Origin of the sequence: Cupriavidus basilensis (assembly GCF_000832305.1) — a bacterium.
Taxonomy (GTDB): Bacteria; Pseudomonadota; Gammaproteobacteria; order Burkholderiales; family Burkholderiaceae; genus Cupriavidus; species Cupriavidus basilensis_F.
This window is the reverse complement of the sequence record NZ_CP010536.1, coordinates 1,553,097-1,577,196: the sequence shown is the minus strand read 5'-3', so window position 1 is coordinate 1,577,196 and position 24,100 is coordinate 1,553,097. Positions and strand designations below refer to the sequence as shown.

The 24,100-nt window shown below is 65.6% G+C and carries 18 protein-coding genes and 2 tRNA genes; 13 read left to right on the top strand and 7 right to left on the bottom strand.

The window, feature by feature from the left end:
- Positions 1–57: 57 nt before the first annotated feature.
- Together aceF and aceE are read right to left on the bottom strand one after the other, a co-directional pair.
- Complete coding sequence (gene aceF, locus RR42_RS07370; RefSeq protein WP_043345228.1) at positions 58–1,722, bottom strand: dihydrolipoyllysine-residue acetyltransferase; 1,665 nt, start codon at positions 1,720–1,722, stop codon at positions 58–60.
- A gap of 165 nt (positions 1,723–1,887) precedes the next feature.
- The gene (gene aceE / locus RR42_RS07365) at positions 1,888–4,575 is read right to left on the bottom strand and encodes a pyruvate dehydrogenase (acetyl-transferring), homodimeric type (protein ID WP_043345226.1); all 2,688 of its coding nucleotides are present in this window, start codon (positions 4,573–4,575) and stop codon (positions 1,888–1,890) included.
- A gap of 429 nt (positions 4,576–5,004) precedes the next feature.
- Between aceE and RR42_RS07360 the strand changes: the two genes are divergently transcribed.
- Positions 5,005–7,593 (top strand): PAS domain S-box protein, encoded by a 2,589-nt coding sequence (locus RR42_RS07360; protein ID WP_043345225.1) that lies wholly within the window; start codon positions 5,005–5,007, stop codon positions 7,591–7,593.
- Positions 7,594–7,727: 134 nt separating this feature from the next.
- The gene (locus RR42_RS07355; protein WP_006155997.1) at positions 7,728–8,360 is read left to right on the top strand and encodes a response regulator transcription factor; all 633 of its coding nucleotides are present in this window, start codon (positions 7,728–7,730) and stop codon (positions 8,358–8,360) included.
- 72 nt (positions 8,361–8,432) lie between these two features.
- On the opposite strand, the gene RR42_RS07350 is transcribed toward RR42_RS07355, so the two are convergent.
- A complete protein-coding gene (locus RR42_RS07350; RefSeq protein ID WP_052494505.1) occupies positions 8,433–9,125 on the bottom strand; it encodes an energy-coupling factor ABC transporter permease in 693 nt (230 codons plus the stop codon).
- Between the two features lie 98 nt (positions 9,126–9,223).
- Here RR42_RS07350 and folD point away from each other — a divergent pair, with 98 nt between their 5' ends.
- A complete protein-coding gene (gene folD / locus RR42_RS07345) occupies positions 9,224–10,075 on the top strand; it encodes a bifunctional methylenetetrahydrofolate dehydrogenase/methenyltetrahydrofolate cyclohydrolase FolD (protein ID WP_043345220.1) in 852 nt (283 codons plus the stop codon).
- Between the two features lie 129 nt (positions 10,076–10,204).
- Positions 10,205–12,319: a M3 family metallopeptidase gene (locus RR42_RS07340; protein ID WP_043345218.1), complete on the top strand. Its 2,115-nt coding sequence runs from the start codon at positions 10,205–10,207 to the stop codon at positions 12,317–12,319.
- Positions 12,320–12,353: 34 nt separating this feature from the next.
- Here RR42_RS07340 and RR42_RS07335 read toward each other — a convergent pair whose 3' ends face one another.
- Positions 12,354–13,607, bottom strand: coding sequence for an MFS transporter (locus tag RR42_RS07335; RefSeq protein WP_236701990.1), 1,254 nt, complete (start codon positions 13,605–13,607; stop codon positions 12,354–12,356).
- A gap of 244 nt (positions 13,608–13,851) precedes the next feature.
- On the opposite strand from RR42_RS07335, the gene hutC reads away from it, so the two are divergent.
- The 4 genes from hutC (at position 13,852) to RR42_RS07315 (ending at position 17,901) form a co-directional block, all read left to right on the top strand.
- Complete coding sequence (gene hutC, locus RR42_RS07330) at positions 13,852–14,565, top strand: histidine utilization repressor (RefSeq protein WP_043345213.1); 714 nt, start codon at positions 13,852–13,854, stop codon at positions 14,563–14,565.
- Positions 14,566–14,745: 180 nt separating this feature from the next.
- Positions 14,746–15,543, top strand: coding sequence for an exodeoxyribonuclease III (gene xth / locus RR42_RS07325; protein WP_043345210.1), 798 nt, complete (start codon positions 14,746–14,748; stop codon positions 15,541–15,543).
- Between the two features lie 97 nt (positions 15,544–15,640).
- Positions 15,641–16,090 carry a homoprotocatechuate degradation operon regulator HpaR gene (hpaR, locus tag RR42_RS07320; protein WP_043345209.1) on the top strand — a complete coding sequence of 150 codons (450 nt, stop codon included), beginning with the start codon at positions 15,641–15,643 and terminating at the stop codon, positions 16,088–16,090.
- The gene (locus tag RR42_RS07315) at positions 16,087–17,901 is read left to right on the top strand and encodes a SulP family inorganic anion transporter (protein ID WP_052494504.1); all 1,815 of its coding nucleotides are present in this window, start codon (positions 16,087–16,089) and stop codon (positions 17,899–17,901) included. The genes hpaR and RR42_RS07315 overlap by 4 nt, the downstream gene beginning before the upstream one ends.
- Before the next feature lie 172 nt (positions 17,902–18,073).
- Here the strand turns inward: RR42_RS07315 and RR42_RS07310 are convergent, their stop codons facing one another.
- A complete protein-coding gene (locus tag RR42_RS07310) occupies positions 18,074–18,337 on the bottom strand; it encodes a DUF1488 domain-containing protein (protein ID WP_043345207.1) in 264 nt (87 codons plus the stop codon).
- A 286-nt stretch (positions 18,338–18,623) separates the two neighbouring features.
- On the opposite strand from RR42_RS07310, the gene RR42_RS07305 reads away from it, so the two are divergent.
- A tRNA-Lys gene (locus RR42_RS07305) sits at positions 18,624–18,699 on the top strand.
- Positions 18,700–18,951: 252 nt separating this feature from the next.
- Here the strand turns inward: RR42_RS07305 and RR42_RS07300 are convergent.
- Positions 18,952–20,337, bottom strand: a complete 1,386-nt coding sequence (locus RR42_RS07300; protein WP_043345205.1) for an 8-oxoguanine deaminase — start codon at positions 20,335–20,337, stop codon at positions 18,952–18,954.
- Between the two features lie 143 nt (positions 20,338–20,480).
- Positions 20,481–21,389, bottom strand: a complete 909-nt coding sequence (locus RR42_RS07295; protein WP_043345203.1) for a LysR substrate-binding domain-containing protein — start codon at positions 21,387–21,389, stop codon at positions 20,481–20,483.
- Here RR42_RS07295 and RR42_RS41680 point away from each other — a divergent pair.
- The 4 genes from RR42_RS41680 to RR42_RS07280 all read left to right on the top strand — a co-directional run bounded on the left by RR42_RS41680 (position 21,388) and on the right by RR42_RS07280 (position 23,881).
- Positions 21,388–21,738, top strand: a complete 351-nt coding sequence (locus RR42_RS41680; RefSeq protein WP_201777355.1) for a DUF2252 family protein — start codon at positions 21,388–21,390, stop codon at positions 21,736–21,738. The genes RR42_RS07295 and RR42_RS41680 overlap by 2 nt on opposite strands.
- 56 nt (positions 21,739–21,794) lie before the next feature.
- A tRNA-Lys gene (locus tag RR42_RS07290) sits at positions 21,795–21,870 on the top strand.
- A 338-nt stretch (positions 21,871–22,208) separates the two neighbouring features.
- Entirely contained in the window at positions 22,209–23,183 is a 975-nt protein-coding gene (locus RR42_RS07285; protein ID WP_043345200.1) for a tripartite tricarboxylate transporter substrate binding protein BugE, read from the top strand.
- Positions 23,184–23,497: 314 nt separating this feature from the next.
- On the top strand, positions 23,498–23,881 hold the full coding sequence (locus RR42_RS07280) for a hypothetical protein (protein ID WP_043345199.1): 384 nt from the start codon (positions 23,498–23,500) through the stop codon (positions 23,879–23,881).
- Positions 23,882–24,100 lie beyond the last annotated feature (219 nt).

Genomic DNA, 24,100 nt, shown 5'->3' with positions numbered 1-24,100 from the left:
GCAGACGTTGCAGGTAAGGGCGCGCATGGCCGCGAGGCCCGGCGCGCCCTGCCCGCCTTACAGCAGGATGCGGCGGAAATCGGCCAGCAACTGACCGAAATAGGTGTTGAAGCGAGCCGCTTCCGCACCGTCGATGACGCGGTGATCCCACGACAGCGACAGCGGCAGCGTCAGGCGTGGCACGAACTGCTTGCCATCCCACACCGGCTTCTGGTACGACTTGCACACGCCCATGATGGCCACTTCCGGCGCGTTGATGATCGGCGTGAAATACGTGCCGCCGATGCCGCCCAGCGAGGAGATCGAGAAGCAGCCGCCTTGCATCTGGTCCGGCTTGAGCTTGCCGTCGCGCGCCAGCTTGGCCAGTTCGTTCATTTCCTGGCCGATCTCGATCACGCCCTTCTTGTCGGCGTTCTTGATCACCGGCACAACCAGGCCGTTCGGCGTGTCAGCCGCGAAACCGATGTTGAAATACTGCTTCAGCACCAGGTTCTCGCCATCGAGCGACGCGTTGAAATTCGGGAATTTCTTCAGCGCGGCGACGGCGGCCTTGATCATGAAGGCCAGCATGGTGACCTTGACGCCTTGCTTCTCGTATTCCTTGTTGAGCTGCACGCGGAAGGCTTCCAGCTCGGTGATGTCGGCCTCGTCGTGATTGGTGACGTGGGGAATCATCACCCAGTTACGATGCAGGTTCGCGCCCGAGAGCTTCTTGATGCGCGACAGTGGCTTGCTTTCGACCTCGCCAAAACGGGTGAAATCCACCTTCGGCCACGGCAGCAGGTTCAGCTCGCCACCACCAGCCGGGGCAGCGGCTGCCTTTGCCGGAGCCGCGGCATGACCGCTCATCACGCCCTTGACGTAGGCCTGCACGTCGTCCTGGGTGATCCGTCCCTTGGGGCCGGTGCCCGGCACGCGCGACACGTCCACGCCCAGTTCGCGCGCGAACTTGCGCACGGAGGGGCTGGCATGGGCAGCGGTGCCGGTCACGCCGGCTACCGGAGCGGCGGCGGCGGGCGCGGCCGCAGGGACCGGGGCCGGGGCGCTGGCTACAGGAGCGGGAGCCGGAGCAGCGGCAGCAGCAGCCGGGGCAGCAGCGGCAGGCGCGCTGGCCGCAGCGCTGGCGGCGCCTTCGAGAATCAGGATCAGCGTGCCTTCGGCGACGTTGTCACCGACCTTGATCCGGACTTCCTTGACCACGCCGGCGGCTGGCGACGGCACGTCCATGGTGGCCTTGTCGGACTCCAGCGTCACCAGCGCGTCTTCGGCGTTGATGGTGTCGCCCGGCTTGACGTGGACTTCGATCACCGGGACCGAGTCGTAGTCGCCGATGTCCGGCACCTTGACCTCAACCGGGCCGGCGGCAGCGGCCGGCGCGGGAGCGCTGGCGGCGGCCGGAGCCGGCGTCGGGGCGGGTGCCGGCGCGGCGGCTGCGGGAGCCGGTGCGGCTGCGGCCGGGGCGGGTGCGGTGGCAGCCTGGCCGGCGGGCTCCAGCATCACCAGCACGGTGCCTTCGGCGACGTTGTCGCCAATCTTGATCCTGACTTCCTTGACAGTGCCGCCCTGGGGCGAAGGCACGTCCATCGTGGCCTTGTCCGATTCCAGCGTCACCAGCGCGTCTTCCGCGTTGATGGTGTCGCCCGGTTTCACGTGCACTTCGATGACGGGAACGGCGTCGTAATCGCCGATATCCGGCACCTTGATTTCAATCGCTTGACTCATTCAGTGTCTCCTGGGCAGGCCGGCGCGCACGACAAACACGAGCGTGTGAGGTTACCCTCACCGCCGCGATCTGTCACGCCGCCGCGCCGCAAGGCGCCGGACATCAGCCCGGCGCCCGCGCACGCGGCATTGCCGCTCCTGCGGGGGTTCGTGCAGCCGGTCTGCTTAGACCGACATCGGGTTCGGCTTGTTGGGGTCGAGGTTGTACTTCTTGATGGCTTCGGCCACCTTGTCACGACCGATGGCACCTTCGTCGGCCAGCGCTTTCAGTGCAGCCAGCGTCACCCAGTGACGATCGACCTCAAAGAAATGACGCAGCTTTTCGCGGGTGTCCGAGCGGCCGAAACCGTCGGTGCCCAGCACCACGAAGCGACGCGGCACGAAAGGACGGATCTGGTCGGCGAAGGCGCGCACGTAGTCGGTCGAGGCGATCACCGGGCCACGCACGGACTTGAGGCTCTTGGTCACGTGCGATTCGCGTTGCGTCTCGGTCGGGTGCAGCAGGTTCCAGCGCTCCACGTCGTGGCCTTCGCGGGCCAGTTCGGTAAAGCTCGGGCAGCCCCACAGGTCCGACTCCACGCCCCAGTCCTTCTTGAGCAGGTCGGCGGCGGCGATCACCTCACGGAAGATCGTGCCCGAACCCAGCAGCTGCACGCGCGGCGCATTGCTGTTTTCCACGCCCTTCTTGAACTGGTACATGCCCTTGACGATGTCGCCCTCTACGCCAGCCGGCATTTCCGGATGTTCGTAGTTCTCGTTCATCACCGTCAGGTAGTAGTACACGTCTTCCTGCTCGGCGTACATGCGGCGCAGGCCGTCCTGCATGACCACCGCCAGCTCGTACTGGAAGGTCGGGTCATACGAGATGCAGTTCGGGATCGCGGCGTGGAACACGTGCGAGTGGCCGTCTTCGTGCTGCAGGCCTTCGCCGTTGAGCGTGGTGCGGCCCGAGGTGCCGCCCAGCAGGAAACCGCGCGAGCGCATGTCGGCAGCCGCCCAGCACAGGTCGCCGATACGCTGGATGCCGAACATCGAGTAATAGATGTAGAACGGGATCATCTGGATGCCATGCGTCGAGTACGACGTGGCGGCGGCGATCCAGTCGCACATGGCGCCGGCTTCATTGATGCCTTCCTGCAGCACCTGGCCAGTCTGCGATTCCTTGTAGAACATCAGCTGGTCGTGGTCTTCCGGCACGTACTTCTGGCCTTGCTGGTTCCAGATGCCGATCTGGCGGAACAGGCCTTCCATGCCGAAGGTGCGCGACTCGTCGGGCACGATGGGCACCACGTGCTTGCCGATCTGCTTGTCCTTGAGCAGCGTGTTCAGTATCCGTACGAAGGCCATGGTGGTGGACACTTCACGGCCTTCGCTGGTGGCCTTGAGCAGCGCGTCGAAGGCGGACAGCTCAGGCACCTTCAGGGCTTCCGCCTTCTGGCGGCGGGCCGGCAGGTAGCCGCCCAGGTCCATGCGGCGGGCGCGCATGTATTCGAGTTCCTTCGAGCCTTCCTCGAAGGTGATGTACGGCACTTCCTCGATCTTGTCGTCGGTGACCGGGATGTTGAACTGGTCGCGGAAGCGGCGGATCGCGTCCACCGGCATCTTCTTTTGCTGGTGGCTGATGTTCATGGCCTGGCCGGCGTCGCCCATGCCATAGCCCTTGATGGTCTTGGCCAGGATCAGCGTGGGCTGGCCCTTGTGCTCGTTGGCGGCGCTGTAGGCGGCATAGATCTTGTGCGGATCATGGCCGCCACGGTTCAGGCGCCAGATGTCCTCGTCGGACCAGTCGGCCACCATCGCCTTGAGCTCAGGGCTATTGAAGAAATGCTCGCGCACGTAGGCGCCATCCTTGGCCTTGAAGGTCTGGTACTCGCCGTCCACGCAATCCATCATGCGCTTCATCAGCAAGCCCTTGTGGTCGCGTGCCAGCAACTGGTCCCAGCGGCTACCCCACACCACCTTGATCACGTTCCAGCCGGCGCCGCGGAACTCGGATTCGAGTTCCTGGATGATCTTGCCGTTGCCGCGCACCGGGCCATCCAGGCGCTGCAGGTTGCAGTTGATCACGAACACCAGGTTGTCCAGCTTCTCGCGCCCGGCCATGCCGATCGCGCCAAGCGATTCCGGCTCGTCGGTCTCGCCGTCGCCCAGGAACGCCCAGACCTTGCGGCCTTCGGTCTGCACCAGGCCGCGGCTGTGCAGGTACTTCATGAAGCGGGCCTGGTAGATGGCCATGATCGGGCCCAGCCCCATCGACACCGTCGGGAATTGCCAGAAGTCCGGCATCAGCCACGGGTGCGGGTAGGACGAGATGCCCTTGCCGTCGACTTCCTGGCGGAAGCTGTCGAGCTGTTCCGTGCTCAGGCGGCCGAGCAGGAAGGCGCGCGAATACACGCCAGGGGCCGAGTGGCCCTGCACGAATACCAGGTCGCCGCCGTGTTTCTCGGACGGGGCGTGCCAGAAGTGGTTATAGCCGACGTCATACAGCGTGGCCGCCGAGGCAAACGAGGAAATATGGCCGCCAACGTTGGTGTGCTTGTTGGCGCGCAGCACCATCGCCATGGCGTTCCAGCGGGTGTACGAGCGGATGCGGTGCTCGATGTCCTGGTCGCCGGGAATGCGGGCCTGCCGCTCCACCGGGATGGTGTTGATGTACTGCGTTTCAGCGTGGAACGGCTGGGTGACGCCGTTCACGCGTGCGTATTCGATCTGCTTTTCGATCAGGAAGGCGGCCCTGTCGGTGCCTTCGGCGGCGATCACGCCCTGCAGGGCATCAAGCCACTCGTGGGTTTCCTGGGGATCGGCGTCGTTGGCGCTGCTTGCGCCGAGGATCTGCTCTGGTACAGCTGACATGACTGTCTCCTGGTGAATTCCTGCCTCGGTGCCCCCCGATTCTTGTGGTGGGAGCCCCGGCCTGACGGTGTGACTACGGTACGGCGCGCGGGCCGCGAGTGTCTTCGCACGGTCCTTCGCTAGCGCTTCGCCGGACTTGCCAGCAAGGCTGGCAGGACCGGACGCAGCACTGCCGTCCGCACTTTTCGGTCGGACCGATTCTATGGAAGCACATTGGGCAAGACAAGCCTAATTTTCAAATTGCGATATGGTTTCTTACAATATGAAATATTGCGGCAGCGCACCACAAAACTGCGCCAGCCCTTGCCGCCAAACGGCATTCACCCGTCGCGCCTTCGGCAGGAATGCCGCAGCGCCGCATTGGCGCTTACCCCAAGCGACGGGGCGCCGCAATCCCGCTACACTGGTCGGTCAGTCGTCAATCCCACCATGCCGTCCCTCAAAGATTTCTTTTCCCACCTGCGCGCCGCAGTCGTCCCTCCCTCCGCTTCCGGCTCCGCCAAGGCGAGCGGCAGCGACCCTACGCTGACCGCCCCGCCCAACCCGCTGACGTCCCTCGATACGCTTGGCCACGTGGACGAGCCCGCTGCCGTCAACGGGCCGCCGCGCGGATTGTGGTGGCTGCGCTGGCGCAACCTGGTGGCGACCAGCTGGTTCATGTTCATCCCGCTGGTGGCGATCGTGCTGTTCACGGTGGCGATGGGCGTGATCCTGTGGTCGCTCCATGAAACCGAGCGCCAGCAGCAACGCGACGCGCTTTATCGCGACGCGGCCTGGGCGCAGCAGCGCGTGCGCCTGTCCCTGCTGAGCAACCAGGACCAGCTAGCCTCGCTGGCGCGCGACATCGCCGCCGCCCAGCTGGACCAGGGCGCCTACCGCACCGCCGCGCAGGAAATCCTGCGCGAGAACCCGGAAATCGTCTTCGTCAACTGGCTGGACGCGACCCGGCGCGGGCGCTGGTCGCTGCCGTCCACCTCCGAATTTGCCAGCCGGCTGCGCGAAACCCAGGACCAGCCGCTGGAGCCCGAGGTGCTCGATACCTTCGACGCCGCCCGCGAAACCCAGCGCGTGGTGTACTCACGCCCGCTGGTCAACGACCGCGGCGACAGCTTCATGCTGATGGAGGTGCCGATCGTGCGGGACAACGAGTTCCTCGGCACCCTCGGCGCGCTTTACTCCGTCAACGGCATCCTGACCCACCTGCTGCCGCCGGAGCTGACCGAGCGCTACCGCTTCTCGCTGATCGACAAGAACAACCAGATCCGCGCCAGCACTTCGTTGCGGCCGGTGCCAGGCAACGCGCTGTCCTACGAGGTGCTGCTGGACCCGCCGGGGCACTCGCTGTCGCTGCGCGCCGACGCCTACCCGCCCGCCTCCAACCTGCCCAACAACATGCTGCTGTGGCTGGTGGTGGGGCTGTCGTGCTTCCTGCTGTGGAGCCTGTGGAGCATGTGGCGCCACACCAGCCGGCGCTCCGAGGCGCAGCGCGCCTTGCTGGCCGAGACGTCGTTTCGCCGCGCGATGGAAAACTCGATGCTGATCGGGTTGCGCGCACTCGACCTGAACGGCCGCATCACCTACGTCAATCCCGCCTTCTGCCGCATGACGGGCTGGCAGGACAGCGATCTGGTCGGCCGCGTGCCGCCCTTCCCCTATTGGCCGCCCAACGACCATCAGGAGATGCAAAAGCAGATCGACCTGACGCTGCAGGGCAAGTCCCCGGCCAGCGGCTATGAGATGCGCGCCATGCGGCGCGACGGCAGCAGCTTCTACGCCCGCATGTATGTCTCGCCGCTGGTGGACAGCCGCGGCAGGCACACCGGCTGGATGGCCTCGATGACAGACATCACCGAGCCCAAGCGCGCCCGCGAGGAACTCGCCGCCGCCCACGACCGCTTCACCACGGTGCTGGAAAGCCTGGACGCCGCGGTGTCCGTACTGGCGACCGACAAGCCTGAGTTGCTGTTCGCCAACCGCTATTACCGTCAGCTGTTCGGCTGGGAAGCCGAGGGCCACCTGAAGCTGGCCGGCGGCGAGGTCGACAAGGAGCAGGTCTCCAGCGACGCCACCGACTTCGTCGACGCCTACGCCGGCCTGCCGGCCTCGGAACTGATGCCCTACTCCTCGGACGCGCGGGAAGTCTTCGTGCCCGACATGCAGAAATGGTTCGAAGTGCGCCGCCGCTACATTCAGTGGGTCGACGGCCATCTGGCGCAGATGCAGATCGCCACCGATATCACGGTGCGCAAGGCCGCCGAGGAAATGGCGCGCCAGCATGAGGAACGGCTGCAGTTCACCAGCCGCCTGACCACCATGGGCGAGATGGCGTCGTCGCTCGCGCACGAGCTGAACCAGCCGCTGGCGGCAATCAACAACTACTGCATGGGCGCGGTGGCCCGGCTGCGCTCCGGGCGCAGCACCGCCGAGGACCTGATCCCGATCCTGGAAAAGACCTCGGCGCAGGCCGTGCGCGCCGGCACCATCATCAGCCGCATCCGGGGCTTCGTGAAGCGCAGCCAGCCCCAGCGCCGCGAAGCCGCGCTGCACGACATCGTGGCCGACGCGGTCGGGCTGGCCGACCTGGAGGCCACCCGCCGCCGCGTCACCATCCTGACCCGGCTGCCGCCGCCGCCAGTGGTGCTGTTCGTCGATCCGGTGCTGATCGAGCAAGTGCTGGTCAACCTGCTCAAGAACGCCGTCGAGGCCATGGCCGGGCTGCCGGCGCTGCGCGCCACCGGCGTGGTGCGCCTGCACGCACGCATCGAGCCGGGCGAGATCGGCCCGAACATGCGCATCGACGTGATCGACCAGGGCCCTGGCGTCGACGAGGCCACGAAGGAGCGCCTGTTTGAACCGTTCTTCAGCACCAAGTCCGACGGCATGGGCATGGGCCTGAATATCTGCCGCTCCATCATCGAGTCCCACCAGGGACGCCTGTGGGTGGAGAACAATGCCGACGGCATTGGCTGCACATTCAAGATCATGCTGCCGCTGCAGCCGGCACTGATCGACCAATAATCGGCCCACACGACGCCGGGCGGGCCGCCCGGCATTGACAAGACAAGATAAGGCGCGCCAAGGCCGCCCCTGTCGCTTGCCGCCCGGCCCGGTTACACTTGGCGGCAAATGACTTTGATGTCCCAGGAGACTTCATGACCGTAACGCCAAACCCCACCTCCCACCGCGGCGAGACCGTCTTCATCGTCGACGACGATGAAGCCATGCGCGACTCGCTGACCTGGCTGCTGGAGGGCAATGGCTACCAGGTTCGCAGCTTTACCAGCGCCGAACAGTTCCTTTCCGCCTACGACTCGGGCCAGGTCTCCTGCCTGATCCTGGACGTGCGGATGCCGGGCATGAGCGGGCCCGAGCTGCAGGAACGCATGATCGCGGAAAATATCAATATCCCGATCGTCTTCATCACCGGCCACGGCGACGTGCCGATGGCAGTCTCCACCATGAAGAAGGGCGCCATCGACTTCATCGAAAAGCCGTTCGATGAGTCCGAACTGCGATCGCTGGTGGAGCGCATGCTGCAAAAGGCCCGCACCGACCACTCCGCCGCGCGCGAGCAGCGCGCCGCCAAGGACCTGCTGGGCAAGCTCACCACGCGCGAGCAGCAGGTGCTGGAGCGCATCGTGGCCGGCCGGCTGAACAAGCAGATTGCCGACGACCTGGGCATTTCCATCAAGACCGTGGAGGCGCACCGCGCCAACATCATGGAAAAGCTCAACGTCAACACCGTGGCCGACCTGCTGCGCCTGGCCCTGTCCAAGAACAGCTGAAGCACAGCCGCAACAGCCGAGAGCCGAGCCAGCGCCGAAGCCACCCCCGCCGAGCTTGCGGGGGCTGCCGGCTCAACGCCCGAGGTACTCCTCGTCGCGAAAGGTCACGACCCATTGCGGCTTGTAGACCACGAACACCGCCACCAGCATGCCCGTGAGAAAGGCTTCGCCAAACGCCAGGATCAGCACGGCGGTCAGCGTATCGGGCAGCGACAGCACGCCATCGCCCACGCTGTAGCTACGCCAGACCGCGCGCGCCGCCCCCGCCCCCAGGGCGGCGAGCCCGGCGGCAAAGTAGCCATGGCCGAGGATGAACACAAAGGGATGGCGCGGCAGCAGCCGGCGCATGCCCCCCTGCAGCGCGGCCGACAACAAGGCCGGCAACAACCCCATCCAGACATAGCGCGGCCACAGCACCGCCCAGCCCAGTTCGGCCCAGGTGCCGCCAGCCAGGTAGCCCAACCCCAGGAACGACACCAGATCCACCAGGAACAGCGACAGCAGGGCCAGCGGCAGCCCGAACAGGGTCACCATCAGGGTGGCGCCGAACAACTGGATCACCAGCCCGCCCGGCAACGTCGCGCGGACCGTCCATAGCAGCGCCAGCAACACCAGCGCGCCCAGCCAGCCATGCTGCAAATCGTCGCGCCGCAGCAGCTGCCAAGGCCGGCGGCTCAGCGCCCAGGCCATGGCGGCCAGGCTGAGCACGATGAGCACGGCATGTTCGGCCGCCGCGGCCGTGGTAAAAGGGTTCAGGGCATCCATACGGCCATGCTACCAGTGCCCTACTCTCCTGCGCCCCGGGTTGCGTCAACCTTTATAATTCCGCTTTGACCACCTCCAGCTCTCCAGCGCCCATCCCCATGCCAGCCCAACTCATCGACGGCAACGCCCTTGCCAAGCAACTCCGCACCGAAGCCGCCCAGCGCGCCGCCCGCCTGACCGAACGCGGCCACCGGCCCGGCCTGGCCGTGGTCCTGGTGGGCGAAGACCAGGCTAGCCAGGTTTATGTGCGCAACAAGGTCAAGGCCTGCGACGACAATGGCTTTCATTCCTCGCTCGACCGCTACCCCGCCGACCTGTCCGAGGCCGACCTGCTGGCCCGCATCGACGCCCTAAACCGCGACCCGCATATCCACGGCATCCTGGTGCAGTTGCCGCTGCCCAAGCATATCGACAGCCACAAAGTGCTCGAAGCGATCGCCCCGGAAAAAGACGTGGACGGCTTCCACGTGGCCAATGCGGGTGCCCTGATGACCGGCGCCCCGCTGTTCCGCCCGTGCACGCCCTATGGCTGCATGAAAATGCTGGAATCGGTCGATTTCCCGCTGCGCGGCGCCCGCGCGGTGGTGGTCGGCGCCTCCAACATCGTCGGCAAGCCGATGGCGATGCTGCTGCTGCAGGCCGGCGCCACCGTCACCATCTGCAACAGCAAGACGCGCGACCTGGGCGCCCATACCCGCGACGCGGACGTGATCGTGGCCGCCGTGGGCCGGCGCAACATCATCACCGCTGACATGGTCAAGCCCGGCGCAGCCGTGATCGACGTGGGCATGAACCGCGACGACAATGGCAAGCTGTGCGGCGATGTCGACTTCAACGGCGTCAAGGAAGTCGCCGGCTACATCACCCCTGTGCCGGGCGGCGTTGGCCCGATGACCATTACGATGCTGCTGATTAATACGTTGGAAGCCGCCGAGCGCGCGGCCGGCTGAACGTCGTACCGGCCTGCCGCGGACAGCGCCGGCGCCTTGCGCGCCGGGTGCTGCCCGGCACTGGAAATCCTGCCGCCCCGCCCCAATGTGCGGGGCATTGCCCTTACGGGCCCTGCCAAGAGAGACGTCATGGATCAAGCCGCCAACCAAGCCAACACTGCAAGTCACGCAAACGGCGACAATCCGCTGCTGGATTTCACCGACCTGCCGCGTTTCTCCGAGATCCGCCCCGAGCACATCGGCCCGGCGCTGGACGTGCTGCTGGCGACCGCGCAAGCCGCGGTCGACCGTGCCGAGGACCCGGCCACCGAAGCCACCTGGGCCAATGCCGTGGAAGCGCTGGAAGCCGCCACCGAGCCGCTGGGACGCGCCTGGGGCGTGGTGGGCCACCTGAGCGCGGTGGCGGATACGCCGCCCTTGCGCCAGGCGCATAGCGACAACCTGCCGCGCATGACCGAGTTCTGGTCGTCGCTGGGCCAGAGCCTGGCGCTCTATGACAAGTACAAGGCAATCGCCGCGAGCCCCGAATTCGCCACCATGAGCACGGCTCGGCGCCAACTGATGGAAAACGAGTTGCGCGGTTTCCGCCTGGGCGGCGCCGAACTGCCCGAAGACAAGAAGCCCCGCTTTGCCGCGATCCAGGAGCAGCAGGCCCAGTTGTCCAAAGCCTTCTCCGACCACGTGCTCGATGCCACCAATGCCTACGCGCTGCTGATCGAAGATGAAAGCCGCCTGAGCGGCATCCCGGAAGACGCGCTGGAAGCCGCGCGCCATGCCGCTGAGAAAGACGGCAAGCCGGGCTGGAAATTCACCCTGCACTTCCCCTCCTACTTCCCGGTGCTGCAATACGCGGACGACCGCGCGCTGCGCCAGACCATGTACGAGGCCAGCGTCACCCGCGCCTCGGAACTGGCCGAACAGTACGGCCAGGGCAAGGCCGAGTGGGACAACACGGCCAATATGCGCGAGCAGCTCGCGCTGCGCCGCGAAGAAGCGCAGTTGCTCGGCTACGCCTCCTTCGGCGAGGTCTCGCTGGTGCCCAAGATGGCGGAATCCCCGGCCGAAGTGCTGCGCTTCCTGGACGAACTGGCCGCCAAGGCGCGGCCGTACGCCGAGAAGGACTGGGACGAGCTCAAGGCATTCGCCGCAGGCGAGCTGGGCCTGAGCGACCTCTCGCCCTGGGACGTGGCCTACGCGTCGGAAAAGCTGCGCGAGCAGCGCTACGCCTTCTCCGAGCAGGAGGTAAAGCAATACTTCCCCGAGCCGCAGGTGCTCAAGGGCCTGTTCAGCGTGGTGGAGAAGCTGTTCTCGGTGCGCATCGAAGCCGACCAGGCCCAGACGTGGCACGAAGACGCGCGCTTGTTCCGCGTGGTATCGCCCGAGGGCGAGCTGCTGGCGCAGTTCTACATCGACCTTTACGCCCGCGAAGGCAAGCGCGGCGGCGCGTGGATGGATGACGCCCGCGGCCGCAAGCTGCTGGACGGCGGCCGCGTGCAAACCCCGGTGGCCTACCTGACCTGCAACTTCACGGCGCCGGTGGGCGGCAAGCCAGCGGTCTTCACCCACGACGAAGTGATCACGCTGTTCCACGAGTTCGGACACGGCCTGCACCATATGCTCACCCAGGTGGGCGAGCTGGGCGTGTCCGGCATCAATGGCGTGGAATGGGATGCCGTTGAGCTGCCCTCGCAGTTCATGGAGAACTTCTGCTGGGAGTACGAGGTGCTGGCCGACATGACCGCGCACGTCGACACCGGCGAGCCGCTGCCGCGCGAGCTGTTCGAGCGCATGCTGGCCGCGAAGAACTTCCAGAACGGCATGATGACGCTGCGCCAGATCGTGTTCTCGTCGTTCGACATGCACCTGCACACCAGCTTCGACCCAGCGGGCGAGAAATCCGTGCTGGCGCTGTCCAGGGAGATCAACGATCGCGCCCACGTGGTGCCGCAGCACCCGCTGTCGCGCTGGCCGAACACCTTCAGCCATATCTTTGCCGGTGGCTATGCGGCGGGCTACTACAGCTACAAGTGGGCCGAAGTGCTGTCCGCCGACGTCTATGCCGCCTTCGAGGAAGCCGCGAAGCTCTCCGGCACCGTGCTGGACGCCGAGACCGGCGCGCGCTACCGCAGGGAAATCCTCTCGGTGGGCGGCAGCCGACCGGCCATGGAATCGTTCACCGCGTTCCGTGGCCGCGCGCCGCAGATCGACGCACTGCTGCGGCACGGCGGCATGGCGGTGGCGTAAGCCAGCACGCCGTCAATAGTCCAGGTCAAGCGGCTCAGTCTGAGCCGCTTTTTTCATGGCGGCGCGCGCGTGCAATGCAGGCCGTCGACAGCAACGCGCAGCCTGCGCTCACCGCAATCGCCACCGAGTAACTGCCGTAGGCATCGAAGAGCCAGCCCGCCAGGCTGCCGCCCGCCATCGCGGCAATCCCCACCGCCACATACAGTGCGCCCAGGATCGCCCCGAGGTTGACCGTGCCGAACCATGTCGCGGCCAGCGCCGGGTACAAGGAAATGCAACCGCCGTTAGCCGCGCCAAACAGGACGGCAAACAGCGCCAGCGCCGGGAAGCTCGTGGCCCCAAGCCACACGCCGTTGAGCAGCGCGAGCATCAGCGTCAGGCACATGAGCAGCCGCCCTGGGCCCAGCCTGTCGCCAAGCCCGCCGAGCAACAGGCGCCCCAGGATATTGCCGGCGCCCACCAGCCCGATCAGCAGATTCCCGGCCGTGGAAGACAAGCCATGCTGCCGCGCGTACGGATGGATATGGACCAGTGCGGCGAACAGGCCGACCGAGCCCAGCAGGATGGCGCCGAAGTACCACCAGAATCGCCCGCCGCGCACGGCCTGCGCCAGGCTGAGCCCGGATGGCGGGGGCAAATGGGCTGCGCCAGGCGCCGCAGGCGCGCCATCGGGATACAGGCCGGCCTCTTCCGGGCGCCCCTTTAGCAGCATTGCCATTGCCAGCCCGACCACGGCGATGGCCAGCGCGAAGCAGCGCATTGTCGCCTGCCAGCTCATATGCTCCATCAGCAGGCCCGCCACCACCGGCCCGATGAACGTGCCAAGCCCCGTGCCCGCCAACGCAAGGCCCGACGCCCGGCTGCGATGCCTGACGAACCAGCGCTGCACCGCCGTCACCGCCGGCACGTAGACCAGGCCTACACCCAGGCCCACCAGCGAACAAAAGGCAACCAGAAACCCCGCCAGCGAATCCGTGACGACGCTGGCGATGGCGAATCCCAACGCCAGCGAGACAATGCCCATCGCAATGACCCGGCGGGTGGAGATCCGGTCGGCCAGGGACCCGGAGAATACGCCCACCACGTAGTAAATCAGCGCGGTGAACGAGAACACGGAAGCCGCTGACGAACTCCCCACCCCGAAGCCTTCCTGGATACTCGCGAAAAATGCGCCAAACGAGTACGCGGCGCCAAATATCAGCGCCAGCAGCACGTGCGTCGCGCCAACCACATACCAGCCCGGGAATATGTTCATCCCCGCCCCCCCACTTGCGCTCACCTTTGCCATGTTGTCTCCGGTCACCCTCTCGCCTGTCCATCCATGCTTCCAGCATCCTGGAATCATCGATTGCGACACATATTCTTGTATATACAAGATAAGACAACAAATCAACGAGCCGGGATTACCCTGATCGGCGCCAAACCCGGAGCCAAAACCCGCCTCCTCTCTCCTGGCGGATGCCGGCCTTGATCTGGAAGATCGCTGCCAATGGAAATTGGCTAGACAAGCGCGGTCAAGTAAACTGCGTGCCATGACCTACCTGCCACCCGCCGCCGCCTACGCGCACATCAAGAACTACCTGAAGGACGGACTCAGTGCCGGACGCTGGCCGCCCGGCACGCTGATGCCATCGGAATCCGAACTGGTGACCCAGTTCCGCGTCAGCCGCATGACCGCCAACCGGGCGGTACGGGAACTGCAGGCCGAAGGCCTGGTGGAGCGCGTGCAGGGCGTCGGCACGTTCGCCACCCAGCCCTATCGCGCGTCGTCCACGCTGACCATCCGCGACCTGCACGACGAGATCACGGAGCGGGGCCACCGCCACCGCTCCGACGTGCACATGGCGCGCGCCGAAGTCGTCACCGAGGCATTGGCGCAGCGCATCGGGTTGCCCGTCGGCAGCAAGGTCTTCCACACCTTGATCGTGCATAGCGAGAACGGCGTGCCGCTGCTGTGCGAGGACCGCTACGTCAACCCCGCCCGCGCGCCTGACTATCTCGACGTGGACTTCACCAAGACCACGCCCACCAATTACCTGCTGACCGTGGCACCGCTTTGGGAAGCGCAATACTCCATCGAGGCGCAGTTGCCCACCGAGCAGGAGGCCGAACTGCTTGGCGTCAAGCCAAGCGAGCCCTGCCTGATCGTGATCCGCCGCACCGAAAGCCAAGGCTCGCCGATCACGCTGGCACGGCTGGTGCATCCGGGATCGCGCTATACCATCGAGGGCTCGTTCAAGCCTTAGGGCAGCGCCGCGACGCCGCAGCCGGCCGGCCCAGACGATGCAACGCCTTTACCGCGTTCACGAGGTGATGGACCCGCTCAGCCTCTCGAAGGCAACGGTCTATCGCATGGTGGCCGCTGGTACACTGCGCCTCGTGAAGATCGGCCCACGCTCAAGCGGCATTAAAGAGATAGAGAAATAATGAGAATTGCGACTTGGAACGTCAACTCGCTCAAGGTCCGGCTACCGCAGGTACTGGACTGGTTGAGCGAGCAGGAAAAGGCCGATACGCCGATCGATGCCCTGTGCCTGCAGGAGCTGAAGATGCCGGACGACAAGTACCCGCTGGCCGAACTGGAAAGCGCGGGCTGGCATAGCGTGTTCACCGGCCAGAAGACGTACAACGGCGTGGCGATCCTGGCGCGCAATGCCACCATGGCGACACCCACCGACGTGGTGCGCAATATCCCTGGCTTCGACGACCCCCAGCAGCGCGTGGTGGCGGCGACCTATGGCGACGTGCGCCTGGTGTGCGCGTACTTCCCCAACGGGCAGGCACCGGACTCCGACAAGTTCACCTACAAGCTCGGCTGGCTGCAGGCGATCACCGCGTGGCTGCGGGAGGAAATGGTGAAGTACCCGAAGCTCGCGCTGCTGGGCGACTTCAATATCGCGCCCGAGGACCGGGATGTGCACGACCCCAAGAAATGGGAGGGGCAGAACCTGGTGTCGCCACCGGAGCGCGATGCGTTCCGGGCGCTGGAGGCACTTGGGCTGACCGACGCGTACCGCATGTTCGAGCAGCCGGAGAAGAGCTTCTCCTGGTGGGACTACCGCATGTTTGCGTTCCGCCGCAACGCCGGCCTGCGCATCGACCACATCCTGCTGTCGCCGGCCCTGCGCGAGGCGTGCAGCGCCTGCGTGATCGATCGCGTGCCGCGCACCTGGGAGCAGCCCTCGGACCACACGCCGGTGGTGGCCACGCTCGACCTGGGCTGAGGCGTTGCGCCAAGGCGCCGGCCACCAGGCTGGCGTTCGGCATATCCGGGTAGCCACCGGCTCGCGTCCGGGCGCCTGCACGGCTACACTTGCGGGCATGAAACCGGCTACCTTCCGCCACCGCAACCTCCCCCACCTGCTGCTGCAAGCCCGCGAAACGCTGATGGCGGGCTTCCGGCCCATCCTACGCCAGCACGGCATGACCGAGCAGCAATGGCGCGTGGTGCGCACCCTCAACGAGCAAGGCGAGATGGAGCCTAACCAGCTCGCCGATGCCTGCCTGATCCTGAGCCCGAGCCTTACCCGCATGCTGTCGAGCATGGAGGAAGCTGGCCTGATCCTGCGCTCGCGCTCCACCACGGACCAGCGCCGCCAGTTGATCTCGCTGACCGACAAATGCCGTGCCCTGATCGCCGAGATGGAGCCGCTGATCGACCGCCGCTATGCGCAGCTCGAGCAGATGATCGGCGCCGAGCGGTTGGGCAAGGTCTATGGCGCGATCGACGAATTGCTGGTGAGCCTCAGCGAACGAGACCCGCGAGCATGACCGCTCCGGCTGCGCAGGGCACGACCGGCCGGATGCTCGAGCGCCTGTTGCCGGCATGGCGTCACCGCGTGAGCCGCGCCTCCTTGCGTGCGGACCTGGTTGCGGGCCTGCTTGGCGCGGTGCTGGTGCTGCCGCAGGGCGTGGCCTTTGCCACGCTTGCCGGCCTGCCGCCGCAATACGGCATCTACGCGGCCGTGATTCCCTGCATCGTGGCGGCCTTGTTCGGCTCAAGCTGGCATGTGATGTCCGGCCCGACCAACGCCAACTCGCTGGCGCTGTTCGCCATGCTGAGCCCGGTGGCATTTGCCGGCAGTCCCGAGTACATCAACCTGGCGCTCGCCGTCACCATCATGGTTGGCTTGCTGCAGCTTGCCGTGGGCACCCTGCGCCTTGGCACGCTGGCCAACTTCATCTCGCCCTCGGTGCTGCTTGGCTTCACCTGCGGCGCGGCGACGCTGATCGGCCTCTATGCGCTCAAGGACCTGTTCGGGCTGGCCGTGCCGACGGGTACGAGCGCCTTCGGCGTGGTGCGCTTCCTGCTGGACAATGCCGACGGCATCAACTGGAGCGCGTTCACGGTAGCGGCGATTACTCTCGCGGTGACCATCGCGGTGAAGCGCGTCTCGCGCCGCCTGCCCTTCATGCTGATCGGCCTGCTGGCGGGTTACGGCGTCGCCCTGCTGCTCAACGCGCCGGGCTGGAGCGCGGGCGCACACCACGTTAATGTGGTCGGGCCGATTCCCTCGGCCATCCCGCCCTTCGGCCTGCCGGATATTTCCTGGCGGGCAATCCCCGACCTGCTTGGCGTCGCCGCCGCGCTGACCATCGTGGCACTCGGCCAGTCGATCTCGATCGCCAAGGCGGTGGCGCTGCGCTCGGGCCAGCACATCGATGCCAACCGCGAATTCATCGGGCAGGGCCTGTCGAATATCGCAGGCGGCTTGTTCTCCGCCTATATCTCCTGCGGCTCGCTGAACCGCTCCATGCCTAACTACGAGGCCGGCGCGCAGACGCCGCTGGCCAGCATTTTCTCGGCCTTGCTGCTAGTGGTGCTGGTCACGGCCAGCGCCTCGCTGCTGGCGCAGATCCCGCTGGCCTCCATCGCCGCGATGTTGCTGCTGGTGGCCTGGGGCCTGTTCGATTTCGGCCGGCTGCGCCGCATCGCCAGCCTGAGCCGCACGGAATTCGCCATCGCCGTCAGCACCTTTGTCGCCATGCTGGCCATCCGCCTGGAGATGGCGGTCTTGCTCGGCACCATCCTGTCACTGGTGGCCTATCTCTATCGCACCTCGCGCCCGGCGGTGCGCAGCCTGGTGCCAGACGCCGACGACCCCGACCGGCGCTTTACACCGCTCGACGAACTGCACCGCCCGCAACCGGAATGCCCCCAACTCAAGCTGCTGCGCATGGAAGGCGCGATCTACTTCGGCGCGGTCCAGTACGTGACGGACCGCTTGCACGCAGCACGCAACGCCCATCCTGGCCAGATCCATCTGCTGGCCATGACCAAGAGCATGAACTTCATCGACCTGGCCGGCGCCGAGATGTGGGAAAGCGAACTGAGCGAGCGGCGCGCTGCCGGCGGCGACCTGTATTTCCATCGTCCGCGCACGCAGGTATTGCAGACGTGGGACCAGACCGGCTTCGCGCCGAAGCTGGGCGAGGGGCACATCTTCTCCACCAAGCGGCAGGCGCTGCACACCATCATTGCGCGCCTCGATCCCGCAGGCTGTGCGCAATGCCAGGCACGCATCTTCGAAGAATGCGCTAGCCGCCCTGGCGCGGCGGGCTACCCAGCAAAACCGGCTTGAGCGCGATCAACGTGATCGGCACAATCGGCGCGATCGGGAAGATCAATGATGAGCGCGGGGAATGAAAAAGAGAAACGCCGGCGGGAGACCGGCGTCAGGCGGCGAGAAGCCGCAATGACCTGAAGCGGTAGCCCGGGATCGGACCGATGACCGGCCCGGACTGGAATCCGCTTCAGAGCGGCGCCACATGGGCGCGCTTGACTACAACTGGCTGGGCAGCGCCCTGCTCGATCAGCACCACCGCAGCACGCTCGATGGTTTCACGTCCGGCGCGGAATGCCTCTTCCAGCGACAACACCTGGTCGGCACTGAAGCCTTCCCACAGCGCTTCACGGGTCACCACGCAAGTGACTGTTTGGCCGTCGACAACGGCGTGAAATAGCAAGCCTTCATTGTTGATATCGTAACGCTCTTGCTCTTGGAACTTGATATCCATCGGTACAGCCCTCCATTGCAAGTGAATAATCATCCTAACATGGGTCGGCCCGACTCGTCCGCAAAGGCCTACGCCCCGCTCACCCCAAGCAAGACTGCCGAAGCCCCGGGCGAGTTCCCACGGCGTGAGTGCCTGAGTTCGGTGCAAGGAGAAGTAACAAGGCTGCCCGGGCATTGCGCGTACGACGGCGAAATCGCACACGGCATTTCCAGAGCACCCTCATGCAGGAAAAATTACGCAGGGGTTTGACAAGCTCCAAAACCATGATACAATCTTTTTCTTCGTTGGGGCGTTAGCTCAGTTGGTAGAGCAGCGGACTCTTAATCCGTAGGTCGAGTGTTCGAGTCACTCACGCCCCACCAGCGAATTCTAAAAGCCGGAAGCAGCAATGCTTCCGGCTTTTTCCATTGGCGCTCCACGTCTGTCACCGCCCGCCCCACGGCCCCGGCGATTCATCGTCGAAAAACACGCAAAAAAAAGCCCGCGATCGATGGCGGGCTGGGGAAGGGTCAGGGGCGTTCAGGGAACGACCCGATGCCTAGTGTGAATACATTGAAGACATGCCGCGACCCCTCTGCAGAGGGGTCGCACGCGCGGCACATTCCATTGTTGCCTCAACCCAGCCTGGCGCGCTCGAACAGCTCACGCGCGAGCCCGCGATGCTGCGCAAGAACGCGCGGCAACTCCACCGTCTGCAACTCGCCATCGCGCACCACCACCTTGCCGTTGATCACGCTGGCGGCGACATTGCCCGGCGTGCAGAACACCAGCGCCGCCACCGGGTCGTGGCCTGCGCCGGCGTAGCCCACCTGCGCCATGTCGAAGGACACGAAATCAGCCGACATGCCAGGCGCCAGCGCGCCGATATCGTCGCGGCCCAGCACGCGCGCGCCGCCCAGCGTTGCGATCTCCAGCGCCTCGCGCGCGCTCATGGCGGCGGGCCCGTAGCCCACGCGCTGCAGCAGCATGGCCTGGCGCACCTCCCCCAGCATATGCGCGCCATCGTTCGACGCGCTGCCATCCACACCCAGCCCGACCGGCACGCCGGCATCGCGCATCGTGCGCACCGGTGCAATGCCTGACGCCAGGCGCATGTTCGAGCAAGGGCAATGGGCAACGCCCGTGCCCGTGCGGGCAAACAGCGCAATACCTTCATCATCGAGCTTGACGCAGTGCGCGTGCCACACATCGGGACCGACCCAGCCGAGCTCCTCGGCATACTGGGCCGGCGTGAGGCCGAACTTCTCGCGCGAGTAGGCGATGTCGTTGTCGTTCTCGGCCAGGTGGGTGTGCATCGACACGCCATAGTTGCGCGCGAGCAGCGCCGACTCGCGCATCAGGTCGCGCGAGACGGAGAACGGCGAACACGGCGCCACCACCACCCGCAGCATCGCGTGGCGCGAAGCGTCGTGGTACCGCTCGATCAACCGCTGGCTGTCCTCCAGGATGGCGTGCTCCTCCTCCACCACCGAATCGGGCGGCAGGCCACCCTTGCTGCGGCCCACGCTCATCGATCCGCGCGCGGCATGGAACCGCATGCCCATTGCCGCCGCAGCCTCAATGGAATCGTCCAGGCGCGAGCCATTGGGATACAGGTACAGGTGATCGCTGGTGGTAGTGCAGCCGGACAGCATCAACTCGGCCATCGCGGTACGGGTCGACACGCCGATCATTTCCGGCGTCAGGTGCGACCACAACATATAGAGATTGGTAAGCCAGGTGAACAGCTCTGCGTCCTGCGCCGCCGGCACGGCGCGGGTCAGGCTCTGGTACATGTGGTGGTGCGTGTTGACCAGCCCGGGGATCACCACTTTGCCACGCATATCGATCACCTCGGCGCCACCCTCGTCGATCAGCCGGCGGTATTGCGGCGGCAGCTCGGCGGTGGCGCCCACCCATTCGATCACCGGGCCTTGCGCCACCAGTGCCCCACCCGGGATCTCGCGGCGTTGCGCATCCATGGTCACCAGGATGTCGGCATTGATAAGGATGAGGGGCATGGCAGGATCTTCAGGTTAGTGGCGAAAATACCTGGCGCATCATGCGCCCGGGCCCACACAGTCTAAGACGCCCGCAGGCCTTGGCAAAGCATCGATTTCCACCGACGGTGTGCGCAAAAACAGCACAGCCAAGCGCTGCGCCGCTAGCGCACGCCAGCAAACAACGCCACCAGGCTCTCGCCAATCCGCTCGGCCATCAGTTCCGCCGCGGCGCTTAGCGGATTGCGCGCGCGCGCGACCAGCCGCAGCGTCTGGCACGGCAGCTGGCCGTCGCGCAGCGGCACCCAGGCCAGCGCCCCGCGCTCCCGCTCCTCCAGCACGTCAAGCGGATTCAGGAAGGCGATGCCGGTGCCAAGCATGACCAGGCGGCGCATCAGCGCGGTCGAAGTGGTCTCGGTGACCGGCGACACCACGACCGCGGCGCGCGCGAAGGCCTCATCGAGGATGGCGCGAATCGACATCGACGGCGCGGGCAGGATCAGCGGGCAGGCCAGGCACTCGCTGAGCAATGTCGACGGCTGCGCGGCCAGCACATGCCCGGGCGCCACCACTGCGCCGATATGCCAGTCGTTGCTGGCCAGAATGCGGAAGGCGGCGATATCGGGCAGATCGTAGGCAAGACCGAGATCGACATCGCCGCGCCCGACAGCGCTGACAATATCGGCCACGGGCAGATCCAGCAGGCGCACCAGGATGCCCGGGTACTGCTGGCGAAAGGCATGCACCAGCGACGGCATCAGCGAGCCGGCGAGGCCGGCCGTGGTCGCCACGGTGACCTCCCCCTGGCGCACGCCTTTCACGGCCTCGATACGGCTGCGCAGCAACTCGTGCTCGCGCAGCGTCTGGCGCACGTGCGCCAGCACCATCTCGCCTAGTGGGGTCAGGCGCAGGCGTTTGTTGATGCGCTCGAACAAGGGCGCGCCCAGTTCCGCCTCCAGGTCCAGGATCTGCCGGTTGATCGCGCTCGGCGCCACGTGCAGATGCAGCGCGGCCTGGCGGATCGATCCGCGGCTCACCACCTCATCGAGGTAGCGCAGGACTCTGGCATGCATGAAGGCCTCCGGATTCGGGCGTTGGATTCAGCGCGGCGGCGGCATTCCGCGCCTGGCAGGACGAGCGCATTGTAGCCGCTGGCAAGGCGCACGAAATCCGTGTTGCGCCGGCAGTCTCTACAGCCACGTCGCGAGGTACCTGGGTGAGGCGATCGGCAACGCCCACGCGCGCCAGATGGACCTGGCCACCCAGCGCAGCTGGCTGGGCGAGCTGGCACGCAATCGCTCCAAGCAACTGGATGCGCCATCCTGGCTATGGACCAGCGTGCTGGACCTGATCGCCAGCCATGAGGTCGGCTACCTCGAACACTGCCGCAAATTCGCGCTCGGGCCGGAGGCACATATCTAAAAGCAAAACAGCTATTGCAAAGTCAAAAATCGTCCTCTATAATCTTGGACTTCGTTGGGGCGTTAGCTCAGTTGGTAGAGCAGCGGACTCTTAATCCGTAGGTCGAGTGTTCGAGTCACTCACGCCCCACCAGCGAATTCCAAAAGCCGGAAGCAGCAATGCTTCCGGCTTTTTCCATTGGCCCGTCCACCCTGCCGGATTTCTCCCGGTGGGTAAGGCAACCCTGGGCCAATCCCCTCCCACGCAGCGACACATACGCGGGTTGATACCAATTCCGCCGGCTGCGCTTTCACGGTTGAATTGCGCCTGGAGCACAATGCGGAACAAGGTTCCGCATCACGGAACCCATCCGACATCTCCGGCGTCCCGCGGCAAGCAGGAACCAGGGCAACCGCGCGACGCAGATCGCCGTGTCCCAACCCCGCGCCCGCCCGGGCCGTCATTAGACCTAGAACCCTCGGGAGCCTCTCTTGAAAGCAGTATTGAATGTCGGCAGCGCAGCTTGCCTGGCCCTACTTGGCCTGTGCCACAGCGCCTTTGCACAAACCTACCCGACCAAGCCAATCCGCCTGATCGTGCCGTTCGCCGCGGGTGGCACCACGGACATCGTGGGCCGCTCGGTGGCCGACGGCATCGGCCGTGAGCTTGGCCAGGTCGTGGTGGTGGAGAACCGCGGCGGCGGCGGCGGCGCGATCGGCGCTGACGCGCTGGCCAAATCCGCGCCCGATGGTTACACGCTGGGCATTGCGACGGTCAGCACCATGGCGACCAACCCCGCCACCAACGCCCGCAACCCCTACGATCCGATCAAGGACTTCGCGCCCATTACCAACCTGGTCAATGTGCCGAACGTACTGACGATCAACCCCAAGGTGCCAGCCAAGAACCTGCAGGAGTTCATCGCGCTGGTCAAGGCCAACCCCGGCAAGTACAGCTATGCGTCGGCAGGCAAAGGCAGCATCTCCCACCTCGACGGCGAACTGTTCAAGTTCCTGACCAAGACCGACATGGTCCACATTCCCTACCGTGGATCGGGTCCCGCCCTGAACGACACGCTGGCGGGCCAGGTCAGCAGCCAGTTCGACAACCTGCCCTCGTCCATGCCGCACATCCAGGCCGGCAAGCTGCGCGCCCTCGCCGTGGCCGCGCCCAAGCGCGTGGATGGCTTGCCCGATGTGCCGACCTTTGCCGAAGCCGGCATGAAGGACATGAACAACATGGCCTGGTACGGCCTGGTGGCACCCGCCGGCACGCCTGCCGCGATCATCGCCAAGGTGCATGACGCTGCCGTGAAGACCTTGCAGGACCCGAACGTGAAACGCCGCCTGGCGGAAAGCGGCGCCTACCCTGACGGCAACACGCCGCAGCAATACGCCGCGCAGATCAAGCGCGAGCTGGAAATGCGCAAGAAGATCGCGCGCGACCAGAACATTACACTCGAGTAACCGGTGACCAGTCACGAGTAGCGTCGCAATGGCCCGGCTGCCTGCAGCCGGGCCTTGCCAGGGCTCGCGCCTTCGGCAAACCCGCCTCACCCCTTCCTTCCGTAGATCCCCTCCCCCAAGAACAACGCTTGCCTTGATCTGGCGCATAGCCGGCGAGGCCAATAAGCGGTTCAATACAGTGGGAAGAAAGATTAACTTCGCAGGGTCATCCCAAGTCGGTAGAGTCACCCTGGTCTGACGACCATTTTGCGGCCATGCCCCCTGCCCGTGGCCATTGCTCTCGAACTACCCAAGCTTTACTCACGAGGATGAAAATGCGCAACAAGACCGTACCCGCCCTGATCATCGCCGCCCTCACCGCCTTTGGCGGCGTGCAACTGGCGCACGCCCAGAAGAACTACACCGATGGCGGCGACCTTTATGGCGGCGCCCATACCAACAAGACGGACCCGAACAAGAGCGCCGCCAAGTCCGGCAAGTTCGATCCGTACACGGATGGCGCAAAGAAATCGACCAAGTCGAACCTGAACGCTTCCGGCAGCAAGAAAAAGGCCGACCCCTATACGGACGGGGCCAAGGCTGGCAAGCCCGATCCATACACGGACGGCGCAAAAGCCGGCAAGTTCGATCCGTACACGGACGGCGCCAAGGCCGGCAAGTTCGACCCCTATACCGACGGCGCGAAGGCCAAGCAGTAAGCAGCCCGTCTCGCCGGATGGTGCGCCAGCGCACCATCCGGGCCGCGGGGAACAGGCAAGATCAGCCAGCGGGATCGCCACGGCAATGCCCAACGCCCGCTTGAAACGCCATCTGAGCCAGATGGCGCCGCATGTGGAAATGTGAGAAGTATCCGAAAATGAATGCGCAAGGCTGCCTACAGCATGAACCGTAGCGCAGCCTTACCCTTTCACGATCCC